The organism is Thalassococcus halodurans (assembly GCF_900108225.1).
Classification (GTDB): Bacteria; Pseudomonadota; Alphaproteobacteria; order Rhodobacterales; family Rhodobacteraceae; genus Thalassococcus; species Thalassococcus halodurans.
This window is the reverse complement of record NZ_FNUZ01000005.1, coordinates 110,660-134,673: the sequence shown is the minus strand read 5'-3', so window position 1 is coordinate 134,673 and position 24,014 is coordinate 110,660. Positions and strand designations below refer to the sequence as shown.

The window sequence follows — 24,014 nt, the reverse complement described above, 5'->3', positions numbered from 1 at the left end:
ACAGGAGATTTGACCATGCGCATGCGCGACACGTTTCTGAAGCCGATGCATCCCGAAGGCTTCAAATTTGTCGGTGTTTTTGCCGCGATCACCGTTGTTCTGTTCCTGATCTGGGAACCGCTGGGGTGGATCGGCGTGGGCCTGACTGTCTGGTGCTACTACTTCTTCCGCGACCCCGCGCGCATCACGCCGCAGGTTCCGGGCCTTGTGATCAGCCCTGCTGATGGCATCGTGTCCCTGATCGAAACCGTGTCGCCGCCGCCCGAACTGGGCATGGGCGATGCGCCGCGTCTGCGCGTCAGCGTCTTCATGTCGGTCTTCAATTGCCACATCAACCGCGCGCCGGTTCCGGGCGAGGTGGTCAAGGTGGCCTATACGCCGGGCAAGTTCCTGAATGCCTCGTTGGACAAGGCCAGCAAGGACAACGAACGCAATGGCATCGTGATCCGCATGGATGATGGCCGTGATCTGGGGGTTGTTCAGATTGCCGGATTGGTCGCGCGACGTATCTTGTGTTTCTCGAAAGAGGGCGATCACCTGCGCCGTGGCGAACGTTTTGGCCTGATCCGCTTTGGATCGCGTCTGGATGTTTACCTTCCCGAAGGTGTCGGCACCGAAGTGTCGATCGGCCAGACCATGATTGCCGGTGAAACCGTGATTGCCCGCCTGACACAGGACAACGCATGACCCGACCTGACCGCAAAAACGAAAAACTGTCTCTGGTTCAGCTGATTCCGAACATGCTGACCATTACCGCCATTTGCGCGGGGCTGACGGCCATTCGTTTCGGTCTGAACGGCCAGTACGAACTGGCGGTGCAACTGGTTCTTCTGGCCGCTGTGCTGGACGGGCTGGACGGGCGGATTGCCCGTGCGCTTGGGTCTGACAGCAAAATGGGCGCGGAACTGGATTCGCTGGCCGATTTTCTGAACTTCGGCGTCGTTCCCAGTTTGATCCTGTATCACTGGGCGCTTGAGGATTTCCGTGGTCTGGGCTGGCTGGCGGTGCTGGTCTATGCGGTGTGCTGCGTTCTGCGTCTGGCGCGGTTCAATGTAGCGCGGAAAGAGGAAATGCCCGGCAAAGGCAGTGAGAACGCCTATTTCGTCGGGGTGCCGTCGCCTGCGGGCGCAGCGCTTGTCATGCTGCCGATGTTCATTTCCTTCGGCTTTGGCACAGATCCGGTGCTGCCTGACCTGCTGCTTGCGCTTTACATGGGCGGGATTGGTCTGTTGATGATCAGCCGCGTGCCCACGTGGTCGTTCAAGACGGTCAAAGTCCCGCGCGGCGATGTCCGCATCTTTATGGTGGGCTTTGTTCTGGTGGGGGCTTTGCTGGTCACATACGCGTGGCTGAGCCTGATCGCGCTGTGCTTTGTCTATATCGGCGTTGTGATCTGGAAGCTGATCACCCGCCCGCGTGGTCTGGGCAAGCCCGAGTAATCGGGCCTGCCGTTTGCGTTAAAAGCGTAGCGACACACCGAAGTTGATCGCGTTTGTTTCGATCACGGTGCTGAGCGATCCGCCACCATCCAATTCAACTTCATTATCCGAAATCGTGTACTGGTATTCGGTGAACAGCGCTGTGCGTTCGGTCAGGTCGTATGACATGCCAGCCGTCAGACGCGCGGCGGGGCCGCCGATCTGATAGCCGAAGGTGTCAGAACCGTTGGTCGAGTTCACATCGACATGCGGAACGGAGATACCCAGACCCGCACCGACATAGGGCGTTGCCCCCAAGGCGGCGCTCGGCCAGCGGTACATGGCGTTCGCGGTCAAAATGTTCAGGCCGTCGGTGAATTCCAGACCGGAAAAGCCGATCGCACGTGCATCATCTTCTTCGGCATAGACCTTGGAGTGGGTGAATTCGACACCCCAGCCGAAATTGTCCGTGCGCCACCATGTACCGCGTAGGCCGTAATAGGGCGGTGCTTCGAATGATTTGCCATCCCAGCCGACGGTTGCGTCGATCTGGGCGCCGGTCTGCGGATATGTACCGGTGACCGTGCTGTCGTTGGCATTTTGCCAACCGGTATAGGCCGAAAGTTCGAATTCAGCCAAAGCAGGAGTTGCCATAGAAATGGCGCTGGCCGCCACGGCCAGTTTTAGTGAATTTTTCATGGCTACCTCGGGAGGAAGGGAGGAGAGTTGAGAGGTTTAGCTATTGGTTAACGAATTGGGGGTCGGAATCGTTCCTTTCAACCGCGACACATGGGCGCTTTTCTTGATCTCTCGGCGTTGTGATCTAGACGGAGCAGGCTGACCTCGTTACATAGCGCGCCAGAACGCCGTGTTGCAGGCGCGGTGCGACCCTGAATTTTGGTCGTTTTTTGGACGGCCCAGGAATGGAGAAAACCTCGTGTCAAACGCAGAAGACCACGCAGGCACCCGGAGGGACTTCCTCTACTATGCCACCGCAGGTGCAGGTGCCGTGACCGCCGGTGCGGCGGTATGGCCGCTTGTCAATCAGATGAACCCCTCGGCTGATGTTCGTGCTCTGTCGACCATCCGTGTCGACATCAGCGGCGTCGCTGAAGGCAGCCAGATGACTGTTAAGTGGTTGGGAAAGCCCGTATTTATCCGGAACCGTACCCAAGCTGAAATCGACGAGGCACGTGCAGTTGACGTGTCCGAGCTGATCGACCCGCTGGCGCGTAACGCCAACATCGACGGCACAGCGTCGGCAGAAGACGAAAACCGTTCGCTGGACGAAGACGGCAAATGGCTGGTCATGATGGGCGTTTGTACGCACCTCGGCTGTGTGCCTCTGGGCAACGGCGCTGGCGATTATGACGGCTGGTTCTGCCCCTGCCACGGTTCGCACTACGATTCGTCCGGCCGCATCCGTCGCGGCCCCGCACCCGAGAACCTGCCGGTTCCAACAGCGCAGTTCGTGGATGAAACCACGATCCTTCTCGGATAAGGGAGAGTAGAGATGGCTGGAATTCCACACGATCATTACGAGCCGAAGTCCGGCGCCGAGAAGTGGCTGCATTCGCGCCTTCCGGTGGTTGGTCTGCTCTATGACACAATCATGATCCCCACACCCAAGAACCTGAACTGGATGTGGATCTGGGGTATCGTACTGACATTCACTCTGGCACTGCAGATCATCACCGGCATCACGCTGGTTATGCACTACACGCCAGATACAACGCTGGCTTTCGCCTCGGTCGAGCACATCATGCGCGACGTGAACGGCGGCTGGGCCCTGCGTTACCTGCACGCAAACGGCGCTTCGCTGTTCTTTGTTGCTGTATATGCCCACATCTTCCGTGGCCTGTACTACGGTTCGTACAAAGCACCGCGTGAAGTCACATGGATCATCGGTATCCTCATCTACCTTCTGATGATGGGCACCGCGTTCATGGGCTACGTTCTGCCTTGGGGTCAGATGTCCTTCTGGGGCGCGACCGTTATCACCGGCCTGTTTGGCGCGATCCCGTTCATCGGCGAAACGCTGCAGACATGGCTGCTGGGCGGACCGGCTGTAGACAACTACACGCTGACACGCTTCTTCTCGCTGCACTACCTGTTCCCGTTCGTGATTGCAGGTCTGGTGATCGTTCACATCTGGGCGTTCCACTCGACAGGCAACAACAACCCGACAGGTGTTGAAGTGCGCCGCACATCCAAAGCAGACGCTGAAAAGGACACCGTTCCGTTCTGGCCCTACTTTGTGATCAAGGACCTGTTCGCGCTGGCCATCGTTATGGTCGTGTTCTTCGCGATCGTTGGCTTCATGCCGAACTACCTGGGCCACCCCGATAACTACATCGAGGCGAACCCGCTGGTCACACCTGCGCACATCGTTCCGGAATGGTACTTCTTGCCGTTCTACGCGATCCTGCGTGCCTTCACCGCTGACGTTTGGGTCGTACAAATCGCGTCCTTCGTCACAGGTGGCATCATCGACGCCAAGTTCTTTGGTGTTCTGGCGATGTTCGGTGCGATCGCGGTTATGGCGCTGGCACCGTGGCTGGACACATCCAGCGTTCGTTCCGGCCGCTACCGTCCGCAGTTCAAGATGTGGTTCGTCCTTCTGGTCATCGACTTCTTCCTGCTGATGTGGCTGGGTGCGATGCCCGCAGAAGAGCCCTATGCAAGCTTCTCGCTGATCGCGTCTGCATACTGGTTCGGCTACTTCCTGGTAATCCTGCCGCTCTTGGGTGTTATCGAAAAGCCCGAGCCGCGTCCGGAAACCATCGAAGCGGACTTCGATGCGCACTACCCCAAGTCTGACGCCACTCCGGCCGAGTAAGAAAGGATCTGAAGAAGATGTTCAGAAAACTCGCTATCGCTGCTGTAGCAGCACTCGGCCTGACATCCGGCAGCGCATTTGCTGCCGGTGGTGAGGGCCACGTCGAAGACTACGCTTTCAGCTTTGAAGGCCCCTTCGGCACATATGACCAAAACCAGCTGCAGCGCGGCCTTCAGGTGTTCACCGAAGTTTGCGCAGGCTGCCACGGTCTGAAATTCGTACCGATCCGTGATCTGGAAGAAGGTCTGGGCTATACCGAAGATCAGGTTCGCGCTTTCGCGGCCGAAAACTTCGAAGTCTATGACGAAGAGCTGGAAGATTTCCGCCCTGCGGTTCCGACAGATCACTTCCCGGAAAACAACGGTGTTGGCGCGCCTGACCTGTCCCTGATGGCAAAGGCACGCGCGGGCTTCCACGGTCCTTATGGCTCTGGTCTGAACCAGCTGTTCAAAGGCATGGGCGGCCCCGAGTACATCGCGTCGCTGCTGACAGGCTACACAGGCGAAGACAAAGTCGAAGCTGGTGTGACCCTGTACGAAAACACTGCCTTCCCGGGCGGTTGGATTTCGATGGCTCCGCCGCTGTACGGTGACGACGTTGAGTACGCGAATGAAGAAGTCGAAGCGACGATCGAGCAGGAAGCTCAGGACGTTGCTGCGTTCCTGATGTGGACAGCGGAACCCAAGATGATGGCCCGCAAGCAGGCTGGCTTTGTTGGCGTGCTGTTCCTGACGGTTCTGTCGGTTCTGCTGTATCTGGTGAACAAGAAGATCTGGGCACCGATCAAAGGCCGCAAAAAAGACTGATAGGTCTTTCGCCTACTGAAATTACAAAAGCCCCGCCACTTTGGCGGGGCTTTTTTGTTGTGCATGTTTGCGTCACTGCAAAATTCCCCTGCGTTCCATCGGGCCGTCCCCTTGTTTGTTGAAGGTGGGCAATCTAAGTCCAATGGCATGAGATCAAAGCTGCCATTCCTCAAATCCAAACCGGTTGTCTCGGTCATCCGCCTTCAAGGCACGATTGCCAGTGGCGGGCGCGGGACATTGTCCGATGCGTCTTTGGCGCCGCTGCTGACCCGCGCTTTCAGTAAGGGCAAACCTGCCGCCGTCGCGCTTGAGATCAACTCGCCCGGCGGATCGCCCGTACAATCCAGCCTGATCGGCGCCCGCATCCGTCGGCTGGCCGAGGAAAAGGAGGTGCCGGTTTTCGCCTTTGTCGAAGATGTAGCGGCCTCTGGCGGCTACTGGATCGCCTCTGCGGCGGATGAGATTTTTGCCGACGCGAGCTCGATCCTCGGGTCGATCGGTGTGATTTCGGCAGGCTTCGGCGCGCATGTCTTCCTGCAAAAGCAGGGCATCGAACGCCGCGTGCATACTGCCGGTAAATCCAAGTCGATGCTGGACCCGTTTAAACCGGAAAATCCCGAAGACATCGAGCGGCTGAACAGCCTGCTGGCGCAGTTGCATGACAACTTCATCGGGCAAATCCAGTCGCGTCGCGGCGACAAGCTGGCCGACAACCCTGATCTGTTCACCGGTGAGGTCTGGATCGGCCAGAAGGCGGTTGAGGTTGGTCTGGCCGATGGCGTAGGTCATCTGGAAACGGTGATGAAGGCGCGGTTCGGCGATAAGGTCCGTTTCCGCCGCTACAGTCAGCGCCGCCCGCTGTTCGCGCGTTTCGGTGCGCAGCTGTTGCGGGATGGACTAACAGAAATCGAGGAACGCGCCGAATTCGCGCGCTTCGGGCTTTGACGTGATTATCAAGATTGTCGTCCTCTTCCTGATTGGCATGGCCGTACTGGCCATGTTTGGCCGTCTGCGGATGCCTAAGGCAGGACGCAGGTTGCCGGGCGTCTGCAGCAATTGTGGGCGCTACAAGATAGGCAAGGGCCCGTGCCCCTGTACTCAAGGGAAAAAGTAGTATGGTTTGGCTGACTGCAGCTTTGGGACTCGTCATTTTGTTGCTGGCGGGTGACGCACTGGTGAAAGGCGCTGTGAACCTTGCACTGCGCGTCGGCATCCCTGCTTTGATCGTCAGCCTGACCATCGTGGCCTTCGGGACCTCTGCGCCGGAACTGCTGATTTCGATCAAGGCCGCGCTGGACGGCGTGCCGGGGATCGCGCTGGGTAACGTTGTGGGATCGAACACGGCAAACGTGCTGATGGTTCTGGGGATCCCTGCGCTGATCGCGGTGATGCACACAGCTGAACACGACTCGCGCAAAAGCTATCTGGTTATGCTGGCGTCGACCGTGCTGTTCATCGGGCTGGCCTTTCGCGGCACGTTCGACTGGATTGCGGGCCTGATCCTTCTGGGCGCTTTGGCCTTGGCGCTGGGGGACAATATTGTCGATTCCCTGCGCCACCGTCGGGAAGGGGCCGCGGCCAGCGAGGACGACGAAGAAGAGCCCGAGGGCGCTGATCCCGATATGGCGGGCTGGAAGGTTGGCCTGTTCCTTGTTCTGGGCCTTGTGGGCCTGCCGCTGGGTGCCAACCTGTTGGTTGAAAGCGCCACGGAAATCGCCCGCATGTTCGGTGTATCGGAAACGGTGATCGGTCTGACGCTGGTTGCGATCGGGACATCCCTGCCGGAACTGGCGACAACGGTTATGGCGGCACTGCGCCGTCAGGCGGATGTGGCGCTTGGCAACGTGATCGGGTCGAACATGTTCAACCTGCTGGCCATCATCGGTGTGGCCGCGCTGATCAAGCCGATGGATGTGGACCCAGAATTCCTGCGCTATGACCTGTGGGTCATGCTGGGATCGACGCTGATCCTGATCCCCTTCGTCTTTTTCCGTCAGAATATCGGGAAGGTTTGGGGTGTGATCTTGTCTGCGCTATATGTGGGCTATGTCGTTTCAGTACTGATCTAAGACCAGGGATCCGCTCATGTCAGACTTTCAGAACCGAGCACTTGTAACCGGTGCGGGTAAACGCTTGGGCCGTGCGATGGCGCTTTGTCTGGCGGACAAGGGCTATGACGTGGCCGTGCACTACAACAGTTCGGCGGATGAAGCCGAGGCCGTGGTGGACGAGATCAAAGCCAAGGGCCGTGATGCGGTGGCTGTGCAGGCGAACCTGCTGGATGAGGACGCTGTGCAAAACCTGCTGCCCGAGGCGGTCAGGGCGCTTGGCGGTCCGATAAGCACTCTGGTCAACAACGCGTCGATTTTCGAATACGACAATATCGGTTCTGCCACCCGCGACAGCTGGGACCGGCACATGGAAAGCAATCTGCGCGCGCCTTTCGTTTTGTCGCAGGCGCTTTATGCTCAGATGCCGGATGCGGCGACGGATGAATACGGCGAACCGCTGGCGCGTGGATTGATAGTCAATATGATCGATCAGCGCGTGCACAAACTGACGCCCGAGTTCATGACCTACACAATCGCCAAGATGGGTTTGTGGGCGTTTACGCGCACGTCAGCGCAGGCGATGGCGGATAAAGTCCGTGTCAACGCCATCGGCCCCGGTCCGACGCTTCAGGGCGGTCGTCAAAGCGATAGCCATTTTGAAAGACAGCGCGCGGCGACGGTTTTGGGGCGCGGTGCGAATACCTCGGATATAACCGGCGCGCTCAGCTATTTCTGCGATTCGCCGGCCATCACCGGCCAACTGCTGTGTGTCGACGGAGGTCAACATCTTGCATGGCAAACGCCGGATGTTTTGGGGGTCGAGTGACCTATTGGACGTCAGTTCTGCACAATCATGATTGACGTCATATAGTGTTCACAAAAGCTTTAGGAAAATCAGTGTTTTGGGCTTTTAAGAAAAAATATTGTGCAAAAACAAACGCTTATTTATGTGCTTAAAATTTGTGCAAATCAGCGAAATCCTTAAAAACCAACGAAATTTTCCAATTCCTTCGGATTTGCCCATAGAGTTATCCACAGAAACCGTGGATGCCTTTGGCCTTGATCAGGGGGTCAACTTTTTGCAGGCAAGCCGTAAGAATCAGGACACCCGAGCAGCGAATCAAGTGACGTGAATGACAGACGATCCGACACATTCGAATCCTGAAATTCCAAGAGGCCATTCGGTCATTCAGGGCTATCTAAAGACACTGGATAGTTCGCCGGGTGTTTACCGCATGTTGGACCCGCAAAGTCGCGTTCTGTACGTCGGCAAGGCGCGGAACCTGAAGGCGCGGGTGTCGAACTATGCGCGACCCTCGGGGCATTCGCGGCGGATCGAGCGGATGATCTCGGAAACGTCGTCGATGATGTTCCTGACCACGCGCACCGAAACCGAGGCCTTGCTGCTAGAGCAGAACCTAATCAAGCAGCTTAAGCCGCGTTACAACGTGCTGCTGCGTGACGATAAGAGTTTTCCGAATATTCTGGTGACGGGCGACCACCCCTATCCGATGATCAAAAAGCATCGCGGCGCGAAGAAAGAGAAGGGCAGCTACTATGGCCCCTTCGCCAGCGCGGGGGCGGTGAACCGCACGCTGAACCAGCTGCAAAAGGCGTTCTTGCTGCGCAACTGTACGGACTCGGTATTCGACAGCCGCACGCGGCCATGTCTGCAATATCAGATCAAACGCTGTAGCGCGCCGTGCGTGGGCAAGATCAGCGAAGCTGACTATGCCGAGACGGTGAAAGATGCTGAACGGTTCCTGTCCGGCAAATCCACCCGCATCCAAGAGGCATTGGGCGCCCAGATGCAGGAAGCGTCCGAGGCGATGGAGTTCGAACGCGCCGCCGCTCTGCGCGACCGTATCCGCGCGTTGACGCAGGTGCAGACGTCACAGGGCATCAACCCGCGTACTGTGACCGAGGCCGATGTGATCGCGCTTCATATGGAAGGGGGGCAGGCCTGTGTACAGGTGTTCTTCATCCGTGCGAACCAGAACTGGGGCAACCGCGATTTCTATCCCCGCGTTGGCCCCGATGTGGATGAGGCCGAGGTGCTTGAGGCCTTCATGGGCCAGTTCTACGACACCAAGGAACCGCCGCGCCTGATCCTGCTGTCCCATGCGGTGGAAAACCCCGACCTGATGGAAGAGGCGCTTTCCAGCAAACTGGGGCGACGTGTCGAACTGTCCGTCCCGCAGCGGGGCGAAAAGGCCGAGATCATCGAAGGCGCCACGCGGAACGCCCGCGAAAGCCTTGGTCGCAAGATGTCGGAATCTGCGGCGCAGACCAAACTGCTGAAAGGCGTGGCCGAGGCATTCGCGCTGGATGCCCCGCCAGAACGGGTCGAGGTATACGACAACTCGCACATCCAAGGCACCAACGCGGTTGGCGCAATGATCGTTGCGGGGCCGGACGGGTTCATGAAGAACCAATACCGCAAGTATAACATTAAAGGTGAAGACCTTACGCCCGGCGATGACTTTGGCATGATGAAAGAGGTGCTGTCGCGCCGCTTTACCCGCCTGCTGAAAGAAGACCCTGATCGGGAAAACGGGCTGTGGCCGGATTTGCTGCTGATCGACGGTGGTGCAGGGCAGGTCAGCGCCGTGGCCGAGATCATGCGCGAATACGGGGTGGAAGACATTCCCATGGTCGGCGTGGCCAAGGGCGTGGACCGTGACCACGGCAAGGAAGAGTTCCACCGCGTTGGCCAGCGCCCCTTTGCGCTGCAACGCAATGATCCGGTCCTCTATTTCATCCAGCGCCTGCGCGACGAAGCGCACCGCTTTGCCATCGGCACCCACCGTGCGAAGCGGGCCAAGGCCAACATGGCCAATCCGCTGGATGAGGTTCCGGGCGTCGGTGCGTCGCGCAAACGCGCGCTGTTGGCGCATTTCGGATCGGCCAAGGCCGTGTCCCGCGCCAATCTGGCCGACCTTAAGGCTGTTGATGGCGTGTCAGAGGCGCTGGCAGAGCGCATCTACGGGTTCTTCCACGAAAAGGGCTGATCACTCTGTCAGGATGGTGGACAGCAATGCGCGCAGAGCGTCAGGGATCGGTGTGGGTGTGCCATCGGGATCGGTCAGCACGTTCACAAAGAACCCAAGGGTCGATGCGGTGTCCTCGTCCCCTTTGAACAGCGCGATTTCGATCCGGTAGGAGGTGCGCCCCAGATGGGTCAGGCGCAGGCCAGCGGTCAGCGCATCGGGAAAGCCCACCTCGGAAAAATAGGTGCAGCCGTTTTCCACCACGACAAAGCGGATCGCTTCGGGCCCGCGGATGTTGATGCCGTTTTCCATCTGCCAGACGCTGATCGCCGTGTCGAACAGCGACAGGTAGGTGGCGTTGTTCATATGGCCGTATTCGTCGTTATCCGCCCAGCGGGTCTGGATGGGGCGGAAGGCGTGGAAATCGGCGCGGGTGGGGGGCGGTGTGCGGGGCATTATCCGTTCCTGACTAGTCTGACAGCGGCCGAGGCAAGCCAACCGGCAATCAGCGCGATCGCGACAGCCAAAAGGCCATAAGCCAGCGGGTTCAGGCGCGACAGGTTATACAGCCAGCGTTCGATCCCGACCTTTTCCACGATGATCGACGTGTCGATATCGCCCACCACCGCGCCTTCACGGGTCAGGAATATACGCAGGGTATATTCACCTTCGGTCAGGTTCGCCGGCAGCGAGACCGAGGTCGAAAACAACGTCTCTTCCCGCATATTCACGGTATTTTCATCCAACCGGTAGCGGCCTTCCTTTTCGCGGATACGGATCAGCGCCTGTGTGAAGGCCTGCGCGTCTGTCACATCATCAGGCGCGCCGACGGACCGGATGGCCTTGGGAATGGAAATACGGTGACGTAGGTCTTCGACCGCTGAAATGACAGAGGTCCAAGGGGCAGAGGTGGCTACAGCGTAGAAGGATGGGGCTTCGTCGACCTCGACGCTTTCGGCGTTTACCCAGATGCCCAGTTTGCGGTCCTGTTTGTAGACGGTCATGCGCTCGGTCGGGCCGGAGACCGCGACGATCACTTCTAACGGCGGGCCTTCGGGGATCGGGTTTTCGCGTTTGACCGCGCCGTAGACCAGAATGTCGGACCCGTCGAAATCGGTTGAGATCGATACCGTGTCGTGGCTGAGGCCCAGAACGATCTCTTCCTGCGCGGCGGCTGCGCCTGTCAGAAAGGTCAGTATGGCGGCGAGGTAGCGGATCATGATCCGAACTCGGCCAGAATATAAAGCTCATCCGGCGTCAGGAACAAATCCAGCGCCAGTTTGAAGCAGACCGCCAGCACCAGCGATGCCAGCAGGATACGAAGTTGTTCGGCCTTCAGTTTTGCGCCGATCACGGACCCGATCTGCGCGCCCACAACGCCGCCAAGGATCAGCGCCAGCGCCAGAACGATATCCACGGTTTGTGTGGATACCGCGTGCAGAAGCGTCGTGAAGGCGGTGACAAAGATGATCTGGAACAGCGATGTACCGATAACGACCTTGGTGGGCATGCCCAGCAGATAGATCATCGCAGGCACCATAATGAAACCGCCGCCGACACCCATGATCGCGGCCAGAATACCCACAGCCGCACCCACCAGAAGCGGCGGGATGGCCGAGATATAAAGGCCTGACGCGCGGAAGCGCATTTTGAACGGAAGGCCATGCACCCAGACGTGCACATGGCGTTTGCCACGCTTGCCCGCGCGGCTTTTCATCATGGACTTGACGCTTTCGTAAAACATCAGCCCGCCGATGATCCCAAGGAAGACGACGTAGCAAATCTTGACCAGCAGATCGACCTGACCTTGGGTTTTCAGGAAGTTGAAGATGTAGACGCCGATGGCGGACCCGAAGAGGCCGCCCACCAGCAACACCGTTCCCATTTTCAGATCGACCGTTCGTCGTTTCAGATGGGCCATCACGCCGGATACGGAACTGGCCACAATCTGGTTCGCGCCGGTGGCCACGGCCACAGCGGGCGGAATGCCCATGAAAAACAGCAAAGGCGTGATCAGAAACCCGCCGCCCACGCCGAACATGCCAGACAGAATGCCCACAAGCGTACCCAGACCCAGAAGAAGGATCAGGCTGACCGATACCTCGGCGATGGGAAGGTAAATCTGCATATTCTCACTCTGAGCCTACGATTTCGAAAATGGCAACGGGGGCAGAGTGGATTTGCTTTAAAAAGTGCGGGCGCAGCACAGGTCTACGCCCGCTTTTGGCTTATCTTTCCTTAACGTAGGGCTCGCCGCCCGCGCGGGGCGGGATGGCCTTGCCGACGAAACCGGCAAGGATGACCACGGTCAGGATATAGGGCAGGGCATCCATCACCTGCACGGGGATCACGACGCCGCCCAGATCGATGTTCTGATAGCGCAGCGCGACGGCCTGAAGCAGACCGAACAGCAGGCAGGCGCCAAGCGCGTACCAAGGCCGCCACTTAGCAAAGATCAGCGCCGCCAGCGCGATAAAGCCACGACCGGCGGTCATGTCTTTGACAAAGCCCGCTTGAAGTCCGGTGGCCAGATAGCTGCCTGCGATGCCGCAAAGGATGCCGCAAATGCCCACAGCCGCAAAGCGCAGGCCGACGACCGAGACACCGGCGGTGTCCACAGCCTCGGGCGCTTCGCCCACAGCGCGCAGGCGCAGGCCGAAACGGGTGCGGAACAGGATCCACCACGTCAGCGGCACCATGGCAAAGGCCACATAGACCAGCAGCGAATGGCCCGAGATCAGCTCGGCATAGATGGGGCCAAGGACGGGCACACCCGAGAGCGTTTCAGCGAAGGGCAGGGTGATGTTTTCCCAACGCCCGCCGCCGATCAGCGACGGTGTGCGGCCCCCCTGTTTGAACCAGTTCTGTGCGATCAGAACAGTCAGGCCAGCCGCAAGAAAGTTGATCGCTACACCGGAAATCAGCTGGTTGCCGCGGAAGGTGATCGATGCCAGCCCGTGAATGGCCGACAGCGCGACCGAGGCTGCGATACCGGCAAACAGACCCAGCCAGACCGAACCCGTAACATAGGCGACACCGGCAGACAGGAAGGCAGCGGCCAGCATCTTGCCTTCAAGCCCGATGTCGAAAACACCGGCGCGTTCGCTGTAAAGGCCAGCCAGACAGGCCAGCAACAGGGGGGTTGCCAGACGGACGGTGGAATCAAGAACCTGAAGTAGGGTCAGAAAATCCATCACGCGGCCCTCCGTTTCACAAAGAGTTTCTCAAGAGGCATCCGCACCATGTTGTCCAATGCGCCCGTGAACAGGATGACCAGCGCCTGAATAACGACGATCAGTTCACGCGGGATGTTTGTCCAAAGCGCCAGTTCCGCGCCGCCCTGATAAAGGAAGCCGAACAGAAGCGCGGCCATCAGAACGCCCACAGGGTGGTTGCGGCCCATCAGGGCCACAGCGATCCCGATAAAGCCCGCGCCTTCGGCTGCGTTGATAACCAGACGCTCGGCCTCGCCCATGGTGGCGTTGACGGCCATCAGGCCGGCCAGACCGCCCGAAATCAGCATCGCGACGATGGTGATGCGCACAGGCGAAATGCCGGCATAGCGTGCGGCGGTTTCCGAATGCCCCTGTGCGCGGATTTCGTAACCCAGACGCGTGCGCCAGATCAGAAGCCAGACCAGCACACAGGCGATCAGCGCAAGGAAGAAGGTCACGTTGGCAGGTGATCCGCGAAACAGCGGGTTGTCTGCGGTCGCGAACATGTCCTGGAACGACGGAAGATGCGTGGCTTCGGGGAAGTTCGCGGTTGCGGGTTCCATCGAGCCTGCGGGTTTCAGCAGGTTCACAAGGACGTAGTTCAACAGCGCCGCAGCGATGAAGTTGAACATGATCGTGGTGATCACGATGTGGCTGCCGCGTTTTGCCTGAAGATAGGCGGGGATCAGTGCCCAGAGCGCACCAAAGGCCGCTGCCGCAAAGGCGCCGCCGATGATCGCCAGCGACCAGTGGGGCCACGGGATGAACAGGCAGGCCAGCGCCGCGCCCAGACCGCCCAGAACCGCCTGACCTTCGCCACCGATGTTGAACAGTCGCGCGTGGAAGGCCACGGCAACGGCGAGACCGGTGAAGATAAAGTTGGTGGCGTAGTAAAGCGTATAGCCCCAACCCGACGACCGCATCAGCGCGCCATCGACCATCAGCTTAAAGGCATCAACGGGGTTCTCCCCGATGGCCAGAATAACAAGCGCCGACAGGAAGGCCGCCAGAAGCAGCGAAATCAGCGGAACAAGGACTGCATCGGCCCATGCTGGCATCTTATCCATGGCTTGCCTCTTTCGTGTTGGTGACGCCGGCCATCAGCAGGCCCAGTTCGCGTTGGTCTGTCTCTGCAGGGTCGCGGAAGCCCATGATCTGACCGTCGAACATCACGGCGATGCGGTCGGACAAGGCAAAGATTTCGTCCAGTTCCACCGAGACAAGCAAAATGGCCTTACCTTCATCGCGCAGACGCACGATTTGCTGGTGGATGAACTCAATCGCGCCGATATCCACGCCGCGCGTCGGCTGGCCGATCAGCAGCACATCGGGATTGCGTTCAATCTCGCGTGCTAGAACGATCTTTTGCTGGTTCCCGCCCGAGAAATTCTTGGCCGCAAGGTTGCAGTTCGCAGGGCGCACGTCGAAGCGTTCGATCTTGCCCTCGGCGTCTTTGCGGATCGCGTCGTGATCCATCAGCAGACCTTTTTGGTATTGCGCGTCGCGGTGATAGCCGAAAATCGCGTTTTCCCACGCGGTGTAATCAAGGATCAGACCTTCGTGGTGGCGGTCTTCGGGGACGTGGCCGATACCCGCCTCGCGCCGTGCGCTACCGTCCGATCCGGGGCCGGACAGCGGCAGTTCCTGACCGCGTAGTTTGACCGAGCCCGTGGCATCGGCATAGCCGCCCAGCACTTCCAACAGCGCGGACTGGCCGTTGCCAGCAACGCCCGCGATGCCCAGAATTTCGCCGGCCCGCAGATCAAGCGAGATGCCTTTCAGACGTTCCACGCCGTGGTCGTCCACATGGCGCAGATCTTTGATTTCCAGAAGCTTTTCACCCGGTGTGGCGGGCTTTTTATCGACCCGCAGCAGAACCTTACGACCAACCATCAGTTCGGCCAGTTCTTCGGGCGATGTTTCAGATGTTTTGACGGTGGCCGTCATCTCGCCCCGGCGCATGACCGAAACGGTGTCGGTAATCTCCATGATCTCGCGCAGTTTGTGGGTGATCAGGATGATCGTTTTGCCCTCGGCCCGCAGGTTATCAAGGATGCGGAACAGGTGGTCGGCTTCGGCGGGTGTCAGAACCCCTGTGGGTTCGTCCAGAATAAGGATGTCGGCTTGACGATAGAGCGCCTTGAGGATTTCCACGCGCTGCTGGTGGCCAACCGACAGGTCTTCGATCAACGCATCGGGATCGACGGACAGTTCGTATTCTTCGGCAAGCTGTTTCAGAACCTTGCGCGCCTTGGACAGCGAATTGTTCAGCAACCCGCCTTCTTCTGCGCCCAGTATGACGTTTTCCAGAACGGTAAAGTTCTGCACCAGTTTGAAGTGCTGGAACACCATGCCGATGCCTGCGGAAATCGCCGCCTGACTGTCGGGGATGTCGGTTTTCCTGCCCGAAATATAAATCTCGCCCGCGTCGGCTTTGTAAAAGCCGTAGAGGATCGACATCAGGGTGGATTTACCAGCACCGTTTTCACCGATGATGCCGTGGATGGTGCCGGGCATGACGCGGATCGAAATATCTTTGTTGGCTTGAACAGGGCCGAATGCCTTGGAAATGCCTTTGAGTTCGATCGCGGGAACCGTATCGTTCATGATCAAGGTCCGAATATCGCTATGGGGAAGGGGCCGTCCGTGGACGGCCCCTCAACCAAGTTTCAGATAAAACGCTAGGCGCTTCTTAGAATTCCAGCGCGGGGCAGCTGTCGTTGGCGTAGTAGGATACGACTTCCAGATCGCCCGAGATGATTTTCGCTTTGGCGTCTTCAACCGCTGCAATCATGTCGTCGGAAATCAGTTCCGCGTTGTTTTCGTCAACCGCGTAGCCAACACCGTCTTCTGCCAGACCAAGTGTCATGAACGTACCTGTTTCCAGGTCAGCACCGCCAGACATTGCTTCGAACACGGCGTTGTCGACGCGCTTGAGCATGGATGTCAGAACGGAACCCGGGTGCATGTGGTTCTGGTTGCTGTCAACGCCGATGGACTTGATGCCTTCGTCAGCCGCTGTCTGCAGAACACCGATACCTGTGCCGCCAGCAGCTGCATAGATGACATCCGCGCCTTGGCCAATCTGTGCTTTGGCCAGCTCGGTGCCTTTAACCGGATCGTTCCATGCCGCAGGTGTTGTGCCTGTCATGTTGGAGATCACGGTGATGTCGGGGTTCACAGCCTTCGCGCCCTGTGCGTAGCCACAAGCGAAGTGACGGATCAGCGGAATGTCCATACCACCGATGAAGCCAACTGTGTTGGACTTGCTTTCCATCGCCGCCAGCATGCCAACCAGATAGGACCCCTGATGTTCTTGGAAGTTGATCAGCAGAACGTTTTCGGGCACTTCGGGCAGCCAGCCGTCGATGTTTACGAACTTGGTGTCCGGATAGTCAGCCGCGACGTTGTTGATCGGATCGGCAAAGGCGAAACCGGCTGTGATGACCGGGCTGAAGCCTGCTTCGGCAAAGCGACGCAGCGCCTGTTCGCGCTGGGCTTCGGATTGCATTTCAATGTCCTTGTACGTGCCGCCTGTTTCTTCGGCCCAACGCTGAGCACCGTTATAAGCAGCTTCGTTAAAGGATTTGTCGAACTTCCCGCCAAGGTCATAAATCAGCGCAGGATCGGCCAGTGCGGCACCAGCAGAGAGTGCCAGCGCGGCTGTTGCGCCAAGAAATTTGGTCATGATTGTCATTACGGGCTCCCAGTGTGTTATGTCTGGCCGCTGTCAAAATCGTGCGGCCATTTGTACAGGATCAAAACGATCTGACAGAGATTAGGGCGTGTCTTGACCAAGTGGTCAACCGGTTTTTCAGCAAAAACAGGGCTGTCTGGCGTTACGTCACGCTTTCGGGGCGGATTGTTGCCCGTGCCATAAGCACAGCATCATCAAAGTTACCGTCCGGACGGCGGTAATAGCGCTTGCGCAGACCGGACTCGGTATAGCCGTGGGCCTTGTAAAAGGCGCGAGCGGCGGTGTTTCGGGCCGCAACCTCAAGAAATGCGGTGGCGATTCCCTGTTTTTCGTGCGCGTCGTGGAAGGCTGTGATCAGCCGCGTGGCGATGCCTGATCTTTGGGCATCTGGGTCGACGGCGACGGCCAAGATCTCGGCCTCGTCCAGAATCTGGCGGGCGATCAGAAAACCGAGGGGGGCGTGCAGGAATATGCAGCCTGATTGCGCCAGCGTGTCGGCGATGGCCTTTTCGGACCAAGGCGACTGATGCGTGTAGGCGCGCGCCATGATCTGAGCCACGGTGGCCGGTGACATGGTGGCCGGTGGCATGGGGTGCGTCATGTCAGGATGCGCGGCGGCACGTCCCGTGACGGGGCCGCATCGGCGGGTTTGATGTACATCGGCGCGGGCGAGGCGCCCGGTGTGGCCTTGGCGGCCACTTGGGCGATGGCGATGGCCAGTTCGCGCGGCGCAGGCGGCAGGGTCAGAGGGGCGGTTTCCTGGGCCTCTGCGATCGGCAGCAACTGCGGTTCGGGGCCAAGATGCGTGACATACACAAGATCGCGCGGGGCGGGGACGGCGGGCGTTGCCTTGGCGTCGATCTGTGTGATCGCGTCAAACGTCGATACACCAATCGCGGGAATGTCCAAGGCCAGAGCAAGACCACGTGCAGCCGAGACAGAGATACGGATACCGGTGAAGTTTCCGGGGCCGATACCTACGCCAATGCGGTCCAGATCTGCCCATGTCACGTCTGCGCTAGACAGCATGTCTTCGATCAGCGGCATCAGGTTTTCGGCCTGTCCGCGCCCCATCTCCTGCGCGGTGGCCGCAAGGATTTCATCACCCCGTAACAAAGCGGCCGCGCAATGCGCGGCCGATGTATCAAAGCCGAGTGTGAGAGGCTTAGACGCCAACGGGGCGGACCTCGGTCACTTCGGGGATGTAGTGGCGCAGCAGGTTTTCGATGCCCATTTTCAGGGTCAGTGTCGAAGACGGGCAGCCCGCGCAAGCACCTTGCATGTGCAGATACACCACGCCACGTTCAAAGCCGTGGAAGGTGATGTCGCCACCGTCCTGTGCCACAGCAGGGCGCACGCGGGTGTCGAGCAGTTCCTTGATCTGGCCCACAACCTCGGCGTTTTCGCCGTCGTGGTCTGCGTGGCCGGATTGCGGCTGGGCATCGTCGGCCATGACAGGCTGACCGGACTGGAAGTGTTCCATGATCGCGCCAAGGACGGCGGGCTTCATGTGGTCCCAATCCACGTCATCTGCTTTTGTGATGGTCACAAAGTCATTGCCGAAGAAAACGCCACGGACGCCTGCAACTTCGAACAGGCGTGTGGCCAGCGGAGATGCGCCTGCGCCGTCTGCTGTCGGGAAATCAGCTGTGCCAACCTCTAGCACGGTCTGGCCCGGCAGGAACTTGAGCGTTGCGGGGTTCGGTGTCGATTCTGTCTGGATGAACATGATGCACAGCCTTTCTGGGTTCGCCCTCTATATGCTTGTGCAGGGCGGGTCCGTCAAGGTTTGGAATCATTCTAAACTGTGATGCGGGGTGCGGTCGTGCGACCGCACGCTGGTTTATCTCGGGTCCTGCCTTTGGCCGGACCCTCGGGTGGGTGCCCCGTGTCTGGCGCCGTGCGTCAGGTGATCGCTTCGAGTTGTTCTTTGGACAGATCGCCCGGAACGATGGTAATCGGGATGGGCAGGCTGCCGGAGTTGCGGGTCAGTTGGGTGACCAATGGCCCGGGGCCTTTTTTGTCGGTGCCTGCGCCAAGAACCAGCACGCCGATTTCGGCATCGTCCTTGATCTGGGCCAGAATTTCGCTGACCGGATCGCCTTCGCGGATGACCAGTTCGGGATCGACGCTTTGTTTGTCGCGCATCCATTTGGCGAAGACCTCGAAGTGGGCCTCGATCCGTTCGCGGGCTTCTTCGCGCATGATGTCACCGACGCCGATCCAGTGGTTGAATTCATCTGGCGGGATGATCGACAGGATCGCAACGCCGCCGCCGGTGTGCGATGCGCGCATGGCGGCAAAGCGCATGGCGTTCAGGCATTCGCGACTGTCGTCGAGCACGACAAGAAACTTGCGCATGTGGTTTAGCCCTCCTGTTCCTGTCGCATCATGGCGAAGGGGTTGGAGCCTGTCTACTACAATGAGATCAGGAGCTTGCGGCCCAGTCCCAGTAGAGTTCGCGCACGCGTTTGGTCATGGGGCCGGTCTGGTAGGAGATGTCTTCGAAGCCTGTGACGGCGGTGACCTTGTTCATATTGCCGGACAGGAAGACCTCGTCAGCTTCTGCGAAGTCCTGGAAGCCGAGAACGCATTCCTGCACCTCGACCCCGTCGGCGCGCAGGTTGGCGATGTGGCGGGCGCGGGTGATGCCGGCAAGGAAGGTGCCGTTGGCAACCGGCGTCTGGACCACGCCATCGCGCACCATGAAGACGTTGGCTGTGGCGCTTTCTGCGACATTGCCAAGCGCGTCGGCCACCAGCGCGTTGCCAAAGCCGCGGGCGCGGACCTCGGACAGCATGCGGGCGTTGTTGGGGTAGAGGCATCCGGCCTTGGCGTTGACCACGGCATCTTCAAGCACAGGCCGGCGGAAGCGGGTGCGGCCCAGCGTGACCGAGGCTGTGTCGGGGGCCATGGGGATTTCTTCAAGACAGATGGCAAAGCCGGTGGCGTCCGGCGAGGGCATGATGGCCGATGCATCGCCGTGGATCGCCCAGTACATCGGGCGGATATAGACCGCGGCACCGGGGGCGTAGGCGCTTAGGCCGTCTTTGACGATCTCGACCATGGTGTTCGTGTCGACGGTCGGGGTGATCATCAGCGCGTGGGCGGATTGGTTGACCCGTTCGCAGTGCAGATCGAGATCAGGCATCAAGCCGTTCACGAAGCGGGCGCCGTCAAACACCGTGCTGCCAAGCCACGACCCGTGATCGGCGGCGCGCATCACTGGCAGGTCGCCGTCGTGCCAAGTGCCGTTGAAATAGGTGTGGATGTTTTTGCCGGTTGCCATGGTGCGCCTCCCTTGTTCGGGCGGAGGCTAGGGGCCTTGGATGGGAAGGTCCAGACGGGAAATTGGGTTGTTTTTATGGAGTGCGGGCTTGCGCCCGCACGCAGGTTTGTCTCGGGACACGCCTGTTGGCGCGTCCCTCGGATCTGGCGCTTTTGGTGCGGGGTGTGGCGATTTGCGCCGGTTGTGCGTGTGGTGGGGCCGTGATTGTCTGACGGCGATTAGAGGAAAGATTTTTCGGGGATTATTATGGATATCTCTGCCGATCAGGGGCTTTTGGGGCCCAAAGAGGCGCTTGATTATTATCACACGGCTTTTGTCGATTTGCCGGTGGTTGTGACGCCTCTGGAAGGGTGGAACATCATCACGGGCGCGCCCAATCCGCTGTTACAGTTGGCGTTTGATATCCGCGATGGGATTTCCGCGATGTTCGGCGTGCAGCGGATTGCGGGATTTTCCGGTAAGCAGATGACGGACGTGCAGGTCGGCGACCACCTGGATTTCTTTCTGGTCGAGCATAGCGCGCCGGACATGCTGGTGCTGACGGCGCGCGATCGGCATCTGGATGTGATGACGACCCTGACCGTTGAGGGCGCGCGCTATCGCATCACTTCGTCTGTGGTGACCCATAACTGGTTTGGCCGCGCGTACATGATCCCTGTGGGGATTGCGCATCGGGTGATTGTATGGGCGTCGCTGCGGCGGTTGCGGAAGGCGCTGACAGCGCAAGACCGGACGTAAGGATGGGGCGCAGGGGAAGCTTTGCGCCCAGCCGTGCGGCCAGCAGGTAAAGACCCGCGATTTTGCGGTGCAGGAACAGCGTGTCTGTGGGGGGCACGACGGCAAAGCTGCGGTCTTTGGCAAAGTCCTGTGCAGCTTCGGTCATTTGACGGGCAAGTGGAGAGGTCGCGAAGTCGAAGGGCTGGTCGCTGCTCAGCGGTGCGGTGGCGGTTTCCATCAGGTCCAGAACGCGGGTGGCGTGGTGATCGGCGGTGTCGGGCGTCAGGTAATTCGCGTTCAGCGCGGCGGCGTGTAGCTTTGCGCGGTCGCCGGACAGGGCGGCGGACAGCAGTTGGCGGTATTCGGCGATCCGTTGGTTTGGGAAATGGCGTGTGGCGCCGAAATCCAGCAGGACAGTGCGGTCGGTTTCCGGCTGGTAGCGGAAGTTCGCGAAATTGGGATCGGTCTGCATCGTGCCAAGGACAAAGAGTTCGCGGCAGGTCAGTGTGATCAGGTCTTGGGCGATACGGTCGCGGATGTTCTGCGGCGCGGTTGCCATCGCCTCAATCGGAACACTGTCGATGAAGTCCATGGCAAGGATGTCTTGGGTCGAAAGATCGGGCGCGGGACGCGGCACGACAAAGCGGGGATCGTCCGACAGCGCATCGGCGTAGGCCGTCATGGCGCGGGCCTCTTGGCTGTAGTCGGCTTCTTCGTGCAGCTGTTGGCGGGCGTCTTCCAGAAGGGCATCAATATCGATCCCTTTGGGCAGCAACCCTGAAACCTTCATCACGGAACCAAGGTTGCGGATGTCGCTGTCGATGCTGTGGCGGATGCCGGGGTATTGCACCTTGATCGCCAGATCACGGCCGTCTTTGGTGGTGGCGCGGTGGACCTGCCCGATGGAGGCTGCGGCAATGGGGCGGACGTCAAATTTGCGGAAGCTGCGCAGGAAATCGGGCCCCCAGTTGCGGATGAGCACCGTTTTCAACTGCGCCGGTGGCATGTGATGCGCCTGTGCCCTGAGGCGGGCGAAGATGTCGGACAATTCGGGCGGTAGCACGTCGCCGGTGTCCATCGACAGCAATTGACCTAGCTTCATGGCCGCGCCGCGCATTTTGGACAACTCATCTGTGATGCGTCGGGCATTTGCGGGCGTCAGGACCAGATCGGAAAGCCGCGGTTTGCGGCCTGACAACAGGCTTTGTGCCCCGCCTGCGACGACCGACCCCAAAAGCGTGCCGCCCAATCCGCCCATACGGGCTGCGCGCCCGAGGCGGGTTGACGGAACGGCGGATGTGTCAGGGTGCGTGTTGTCGGCCATGGGGCAGAGTTAGAGTGTCGTGAATGGTCTTCCAGTCAGAGGAGCACAGGATCCAAAAGTCCGGTCAGTGTAATGCTGCCGGTTTACACTGGTAGACACATTCCATATTTGACGGACTCACCTTTGACGGGTATCTTTCCCGTGTTTTTTAGGAGCTTAGATAAATGAAACTTAAAATTCTGGCCGCAATTGCTGCGGCAACTGCGATTGCACAACCGGTTTATGCTGATCCTGCATTCAGCCTTGGCGTCACATTTAATTTTGGTGGACAGAATGCAAGCGGCATCGGCATCACGGCAGGTGTCTGGTCGGACAACACTGAGGAAGAGTTCACAGGCGGTCTGACGGGTACGTTCTATCCGACGAGCAACCAGTTCGGCGCAGGTGTGGCCGTTGGCTATAACTTTGAAAACGGCGTGGGCATGCTGGGCTATGACTTCTTGCAGCGCAACGCGCAGTTCGGTGTCGGCTTTGCCAATATCGAAGGCAAGGATGATGACGACCCCGCACCGCAGCCAGAGCCTGAAGGCGAACCTGAAATCGTGGTCCAGGATCCGACCTAAGCAGGTTCATCAAGATACAAAAAAGGCCCGGATCGTCCGGGCCTTTTTTCGTTTCAGGGAATGGTGATCAGCGCACCATGCCGACGATTTCATAGGTCTTGGCCAGAATGGGCGACGCGATTTCGCGGGCGCGTTCCGAACCACGACGCAGGATCGCATCGATTTCGTCCTGATGCTGCATCAGGCGGGCCATTTCCGTGGAAATCGGCGTCATCTTGGTGACGGCCAGTTCCGACAGCATCGGTTTGAATTCCGAGAACTGCTTGCCACCGACATCGGCCAGAACCTGTTCAACCGTTTGGTCGGACAGGGCGGCGTAGATGTTCACAAGGTTGCGCGCCTCGGGGCGGCCTTCGAGACCGTCCACTTCCGAAGGCAGGGCCTCGGGGTCAGTTTTGGCCTTGCGGATTTTGGTGGCGATGGCGTCGGCGTCATCGGTCAGGTTGATGCGCGACATGTCCGAGGGATCAGATTTCGACATCTTCTTGGAGCCGTCCCGCAGCGACATCACACGCGTGGCCGCGCCTTCGATCACCGGTTCGGTCACAGGGAAGAATTCAACACCGAAGTCGTTGTTGAACTTGATCGCGATGTCGCGTGTCAGTTCAAGGTGCTGTTTCTGATCCTCGCCCACGGGCACATGCGTCGCGTGATACAGCAGAATGTCTGCCGCCATCAGCGCCGGATAGGCAAACAGGCCCAAGGACGCGTTTTCCTGGTTCTTGCCGGCCTTGTCCTTCCACTGGGTCATGCGCTTCATCCAGCCCATGCGTGCGACACAGTTGAAAATCCACGCAAGCTGCGCGTGTTCGGGCACCTGGCTTTGATTGAACAGGATCGATTTTTCCGGATCGATGCCCGAGGCAATAAAGCCTGCGCACAATTCGCGTGTGGCATGGGCCAGCTTGGCCGGATCCTGCCAGACGGTGATCGCGTGCAGATCGACCATGCAATAGATCGATTCAATCCCCTTGTTCTGGGTGTCTGCAAAGCGCTTGAGCGCGCCAAGATAATTGCCGAGCGTCAGGCCACCCGAGGGTTGGATGCCTGAGAAAACACGCGGCGTGAAAGCGGGAGAGGTTTGGACCCCCTCGGTCATGGGCGT

The 24,014-nt window shown here is 59.2% G+C and carries 25 protein-coding genes and 1 pseudogene; 11 read left to right on the top strand and 15 right to left on the bottom strand.

The features are described from left to right. Window positions 1–15: 15 nt before the first annotated feature. Window positions 16–687 carry a phosphatidylserine decarboxylase gene (locus tag C4S59_RS15190; RefSeq protein ID WP_103911375.1) on the top strand — a complete coding sequence of 224 codons (672 nt, stop codon included), beginning with the start codon at window positions 16–18 and terminating at the stop codon, window positions 685–687. Beyond that, a complete protein-coding gene (gene pssA / locus C4S59_RS15185) occupies window positions 684–1,439 on the top strand; it encodes a CDP-diacylglycerol--serine O-phosphatidyltransferase (RefSeq protein WP_103911374.1) in 756 nt (251 codons plus the stop codon). Before C4S59_RS15190 ends, pssA begins: the two co-directional genes overlap by 4 nt. An 18-nt stretch (window positions 1,440–1,457) precedes the next feature. Here pssA and C4S59_RS15180 read toward each other — a convergent pair whose 3' ends face one another. Continuing rightward, entirely contained in the window at window positions 1,458–2,117 is a 660-nt protein-coding gene (locus C4S59_RS15180) for an outer membrane protein (RefSeq protein ID WP_103911373.1), read from the bottom strand. A 238-nt stretch (window positions 2,118–2,355) separates the two neighbouring features. Here C4S59_RS15180 and petA point away from each other — a divergent pair, with 238 nt between their 5' ends. The 7 genes from petA to uvrC all read left to right on the top strand — a co-directional run bounded on the left by petA (window position 2,356) and on the right by uvrC (window position 10,125). Next, window positions 2,356–2,919 carry a ubiquinol-cytochrome c reductase iron-sulfur subunit gene (gene petA / locus C4S59_RS15175; protein ID WP_103911372.1) on the top strand — a complete coding sequence of 188 codons (564 nt, stop codon included), beginning with the start codon at window positions 2,356–2,358 and terminating at the stop codon, window positions 2,917–2,919. Between the two features lie 12 nt (window positions 2,920–2,931). Further along, window positions 2,932–4,257: a cytochrome b gene (gene petB, locus C4S59_RS15170; protein WP_103911371.1), complete on the top strand. Its 1,326-nt coding sequence runs from the start codon at window positions 2,932–2,934 to the stop codon at window positions 4,255–4,257. A gap of 17 nt (window positions 4,258–4,274) precedes the next feature. Continuing rightward, window positions 4,275–5,063, top strand: a complete 789-nt coding sequence (locus C4S59_RS15165; protein ID WP_103911370.1) for a cytochrome c1 — start codon at window positions 4,275–4,277, stop codon at window positions 5,061–5,063. Window positions 5,064–5,210: 147 nt separating this feature from the next. Then, complete coding sequence (locus tag C4S59_RS15160; RefSeq protein WP_103911495.1) at window positions 5,211–6,008, top strand: S49 family peptidase; 798 nt, start codon at window positions 5,211–5,213, stop codon at window positions 6,006–6,008. Window positions 6,009–6,178: 170 nt separating this feature from the next. Then, the gene (locus tag C4S59_RS15155) at window positions 6,179–7,132 is read left to right on the top strand and encodes a calcium/sodium antiporter (RefSeq protein ID WP_103911369.1); all 954 of its coding nucleotides are present in this window, start codon (window positions 6,179–6,181) and stop codon (window positions 7,130–7,132) included. A 16-nt stretch (window positions 7,133–7,148) separates the two neighbouring features. Further along, window positions 7,149–7,940, top strand: a complete 792-nt coding sequence (locus C4S59_RS15150; protein WP_103911368.1) for an SDR family oxidoreductase — start codon at window positions 7,149–7,151, stop codon at window positions 7,938–7,940. Window positions 7,941–8,247: 307 nt separating this feature from the next. Continuing rightward, a complete protein-coding gene (gene uvrC / locus C4S59_RS15140) occupies window positions 8,248–10,125 on the top strand; it encodes an excinuclease ABC subunit UvrC (RefSeq protein ID WP_103911366.1) in 1,878 nt (625 codons plus the stop codon). On the opposite strand, the gene C4S59_RS15135 is transcribed toward uvrC, so the two are convergent. The 12 genes from C4S59_RS15135 to C4S59_RS15080 form a co-directional block, all read right to left on the bottom strand. Further along, window positions 10,126–10,560, bottom strand: a complete 435-nt coding sequence (locus tag C4S59_RS15135; RefSeq protein ID WP_103911365.1) for an acyl-CoA thioesterase — start codon at window positions 10,558–10,560, stop codon at window positions 10,126–10,128. Next, the gene (locus tag C4S59_RS15130) at window positions 10,560–11,324 is read right to left on the bottom strand and encodes a TIGR02186 family protein (protein WP_103911364.1); all 765 of its coding nucleotides are present in this window, start codon (window positions 11,322–11,324) and stop codon (window positions 10,560–10,562) included. The genes C4S59_RS15135 and C4S59_RS15130 overlap by 1 nt, the downstream gene beginning before the upstream one ends. Then, window positions 11,321–12,232, bottom strand: a complete 912-nt coding sequence (locus tag C4S59_RS15125) for a sulfite exporter TauE/SafE family protein (RefSeq protein ID WP_103911363.1) — start codon at window positions 12,230–12,232, stop codon at window positions 11,321–11,323. Before C4S59_RS15125 ends, C4S59_RS15130 begins: the two co-directional genes overlap by 4 nt. Before the next feature lie 100 nt (window positions 12,233–12,332). After that, a complete protein-coding gene (locus C4S59_RS15120) occupies window positions 12,333–13,298 on the bottom strand; it encodes an ABC transporter permease (RefSeq protein WP_103911362.1) in 966 nt (321 codons plus the stop codon). After that, window positions 13,298–14,386: an ABC transporter permease gene (locus tag C4S59_RS15115; protein ID WP_103911361.1), complete on the bottom strand. Its 1,089-nt coding sequence runs from the start codon at window positions 14,384–14,386 to the stop codon at window positions 13,298–13,300. The genes C4S59_RS15120 and C4S59_RS15115 overlap by 1 nt, the downstream gene beginning before the upstream one ends. Then, window positions 14,379–15,926, bottom strand: a complete 1,548-nt coding sequence (locus C4S59_RS15110) for an ABC transporter ATP-binding protein (protein WP_103911360.1) — start codon at window positions 15,924–15,926, stop codon at window positions 14,379–14,381. The genes C4S59_RS15115 and C4S59_RS15110 overlap by 8 nt, the downstream gene beginning before the upstream one ends. Window positions 15,927–16,011: 85 nt before the next feature. Next, complete coding sequence (locus C4S59_RS15105; protein WP_103911359.1) at window positions 16,012–17,016, bottom strand: BMP family lipoprotein; 1,005 nt, start codon at window positions 17,014–17,016, stop codon at window positions 16,012–16,014. 142 nt (window positions 17,017–17,158) lie between these two features. Then, the gene (gene rimI, locus C4S59_RS15100; RefSeq protein ID WP_160006917.1) at window positions 17,159–17,605 is read right to left on the bottom strand and encodes a ribosomal protein S18-alanine N-acetyltransferase; all 447 of its coding nucleotides are present in this window, start codon (window positions 17,603–17,605) and stop codon (window positions 17,159–17,161) included. An 8-nt stretch (window positions 17,606–17,613) separates the two neighbouring features. Next, on the bottom strand, window positions 17,614–18,192 hold the full coding sequence (gene tsaB, locus C4S59_RS15095; RefSeq protein WP_103911357.1) for a tRNA (adenosine(37)-N6)-threonylcarbamoyltransferase complex dimerization subunit type 1 TsaB: 579 nt from the start codon (window positions 18,190–18,192) through the stop codon (window positions 17,614–17,616). Beyond that, window positions 18,182–18,745, bottom strand: a complete 564-nt coding sequence (locus C4S59_RS15090; protein WP_103911356.1) for a NifU family protein — start codon at window positions 18,743–18,745, stop codon at window positions 18,182–18,184. The genes tsaB and C4S59_RS15090 overlap by 11 nt, the downstream gene beginning before the upstream one ends. 176 nt (window positions 18,746–18,921) lie before the next feature. Next, complete coding sequence (locus C4S59_RS15085) at window positions 18,922–19,377, bottom strand: universal stress protein (protein ID WP_103911355.1); 456 nt, start codon at window positions 19,375–19,377, stop codon at window positions 18,922–18,924. A 67-nt stretch (window positions 19,378–19,444) separates the two neighbouring features. Beyond that, on the bottom strand, window positions 19,445–20,305 hold the full coding sequence (locus tag C4S59_RS15080) for a branched-chain amino acid aminotransferase (RefSeq protein WP_103911354.1): 861 nt from the start codon (window positions 20,303–20,305) through the stop codon (window positions 19,445–19,447). Window positions 20,306–20,551: 246 nt separating this feature from the next. On the opposite strand from C4S59_RS15080, the pseudogene C4S59_RS15075 reads away from it, so the two are divergent. After that, window positions 20,552–20,935 (top strand): annotated as a pseudogene (locus C4S59_RS15075) (DUF2867 domain-containing protein); the annotation flags it as partial. On the opposite strand, the gene C4S59_RS15070 reads toward C4S59_RS15075, so the two are convergent. Further along, a complete protein-coding gene (locus C4S59_RS15070) occupies window positions 20,910–22,346 on the bottom strand; it encodes an ABC1 kinase family protein (protein WP_234994787.1) in 1,437 nt (478 codons plus the stop codon). The pseudogene C4S59_RS15075 and the gene C4S59_RS15070 sit on opposite strands and share 26 nt — an antisense overlap. Before the next feature lie 164 nt (window positions 22,347–22,510). Between C4S59_RS15070 and C4S59_RS15065 the strand changes: the two genes are divergently transcribed. Continuing rightward, on the top strand, window positions 22,511–22,909 hold the full coding sequence (locus C4S59_RS15065) for a hypothetical protein (RefSeq protein WP_103911352.1): 399 nt from the start codon (window positions 22,511–22,513) through the stop codon (window positions 22,907–22,909). Window positions 22,910–22,976: 67 nt separating this feature from the next. Here the strand turns inward: C4S59_RS15065 and trpS are convergent, their stop codons facing one another. Then, on the bottom strand, window positions 22,977–24,008 hold the full coding sequence (trpS, locus tag C4S59_RS15060) for a tryptophan--tRNA ligase (protein ID WP_103911351.1): 1,032 nt from the start codon (window positions 24,006–24,008) through the stop codon (window positions 22,977–22,979). Window positions 24,009–24,014 lie beyond the last annotated feature (6 nt).

Bases quoted from the DNA above. Each gene is read 5' to 3' on its own strand.
- pssA (WP_103911374.1), top strand. From the start codon at position 684: ATGACCCGACCTGACCGCAAAAACGAAAAACTGTCTCTGGTTCAGCTG.
- C4S59_RS15125 (WP_103911363.1), bottom strand. From the start codon at position 12,232: ATGCAGATTTACCTTCCCATCGCCGAGGTATCGGTCAGCCTGATCCTT.
- uvrC (WP_103911366.1), top strand. From the start codon at position 8,248: ATGACAGACGATCCGACACATTCGAATCCTGAAATTCCAAGAGGCCAT.
- C4S59_RS15190 (WP_103911375.1), top strand. From the start codon at position 16: ATGCGCATGCGCGACACGTTTCTGAAGCCGATGCATCCCGAAGGCTTC.
- C4S59_RS15155 (WP_103911369.1), top strand. From the start codon at position 6,179: ATGGTTTGGCTGACTGCAGCTTTGGGACTCGTCATTTTGTTGCTGGCG.
- rimI (WP_160006917.1), bottom strand. From the start codon at position 17,605: ATGCCACCGGCCACCATGTCACCGGCCACCGTGGCTCAGATCATGGCG.
- C4S59_RS15090 (WP_103911356.1), bottom strand. From the start codon at position 18,745: ATGTTCATCCAGACAGAATCGACACCGAACCCCGCAACGCTCAAGTTC.
- trpS (WP_103911351.1), bottom strand. From the start codon at position 24,008: ATGACCGAGGGGGTCCAAACCTCTCCCGCTTTCACGCCGCGTGTTTTC.
- C4S59_RS15080 (WP_103911354.1), bottom strand. From the start codon at position 20,305: ATGGCAACCGGCAAAAACATCCACACCTATTTCAACGGCACTTGGCAC.
- C4S59_RS15110 (WP_103911360.1), bottom strand. From the start codon at position 15,926: ATGAACGATACGGTTCCCGCGATCGAACTCAAAGGCATTTCCAAGGCA.
- C4S59_RS15120 (WP_103911362.1), bottom strand. From the start codon at position 13,298: ATGGATTTTCTGACCCTACTTCAGGTTCTTGATTCCACCGTCCGTCTG.
- C4S59_RS15130 (WP_103911364.1), bottom strand. From the start codon at position 11,324: ATGATCCGCTACCTCGCCGCCATACTGACCTTTCTGACAGGCGCAGCC.
- C4S59_RS15135 (WP_103911365.1), bottom strand. From the start codon at position 10,560: ATGCCCCGCACACCGCCCCCCACCCGCGCCGATTTCCACGCCTTCCGC.
- C4S59_RS15085 (WP_103911355.1), bottom strand. From the start codon at position 19,377: ATGCGCAAGTTTCTTGTCGTGCTCGACGACAGTCGCGAATGCCTGAAC.
- petB (WP_103911371.1), top strand. From the start codon at position 2,932: ATGGCTGGAATTCCACACGATCATTACGAGCCGAAGTCCGGCGCCGAG.
- C4S59_RS15160 (WP_103911495.1), top strand. From the start codon at position 5,211: ATGAGATCAAAGCTGCCATTCCTCAAATCCAAACCGGTTGTCTCGGTC.
- C4S59_RS15165 (WP_103911370.1), top strand. From the start codon at position 4,275: ATGTTCAGAAAACTCGCTATCGCTGCTGTAGCAGCACTCGGCCTGACA.
- C4S59_RS15150 (WP_103911368.1), top strand. From the start codon at position 7,149: ATGTCAGACTTTCAGAACCGAGCACTTGTAACCGGTGCGGGTAAACGC.
- C4S59_RS15105 (WP_103911359.1), bottom strand. From the start codon at position 17,016: ATGACAATCATGACCAAATTTCTTGGCGCAACAGCCGCGCTGGCACTC.
- C4S59_RS15065 (WP_103911352.1), top strand. From the start codon at position 22,511: ATGAAACTTAAAATTCTGGCCGCAATTGCTGCGGCAACTGCGATTGCA.
- C4S59_RS15115 (WP_103911361.1), bottom strand. From the start codon at position 14,386: ATGGATAAGATGCCAGCATGGGCCGATGCAGTCCTTGTTCCGCTGATT.
- C4S59_RS15070 (WP_234994787.1), bottom strand. From the start codon at position 22,346: ATGGCCGACAACACGCACCCTGACACATCCGCCGTTCCGTCAACCCGC.
- C4S59_RS15180 (WP_103911373.1), bottom strand. From the start codon at position 2,117: ATGAAAAATTCACTAAAACTGGCCGTGGCGGCCAGCGCCATTTCTATG.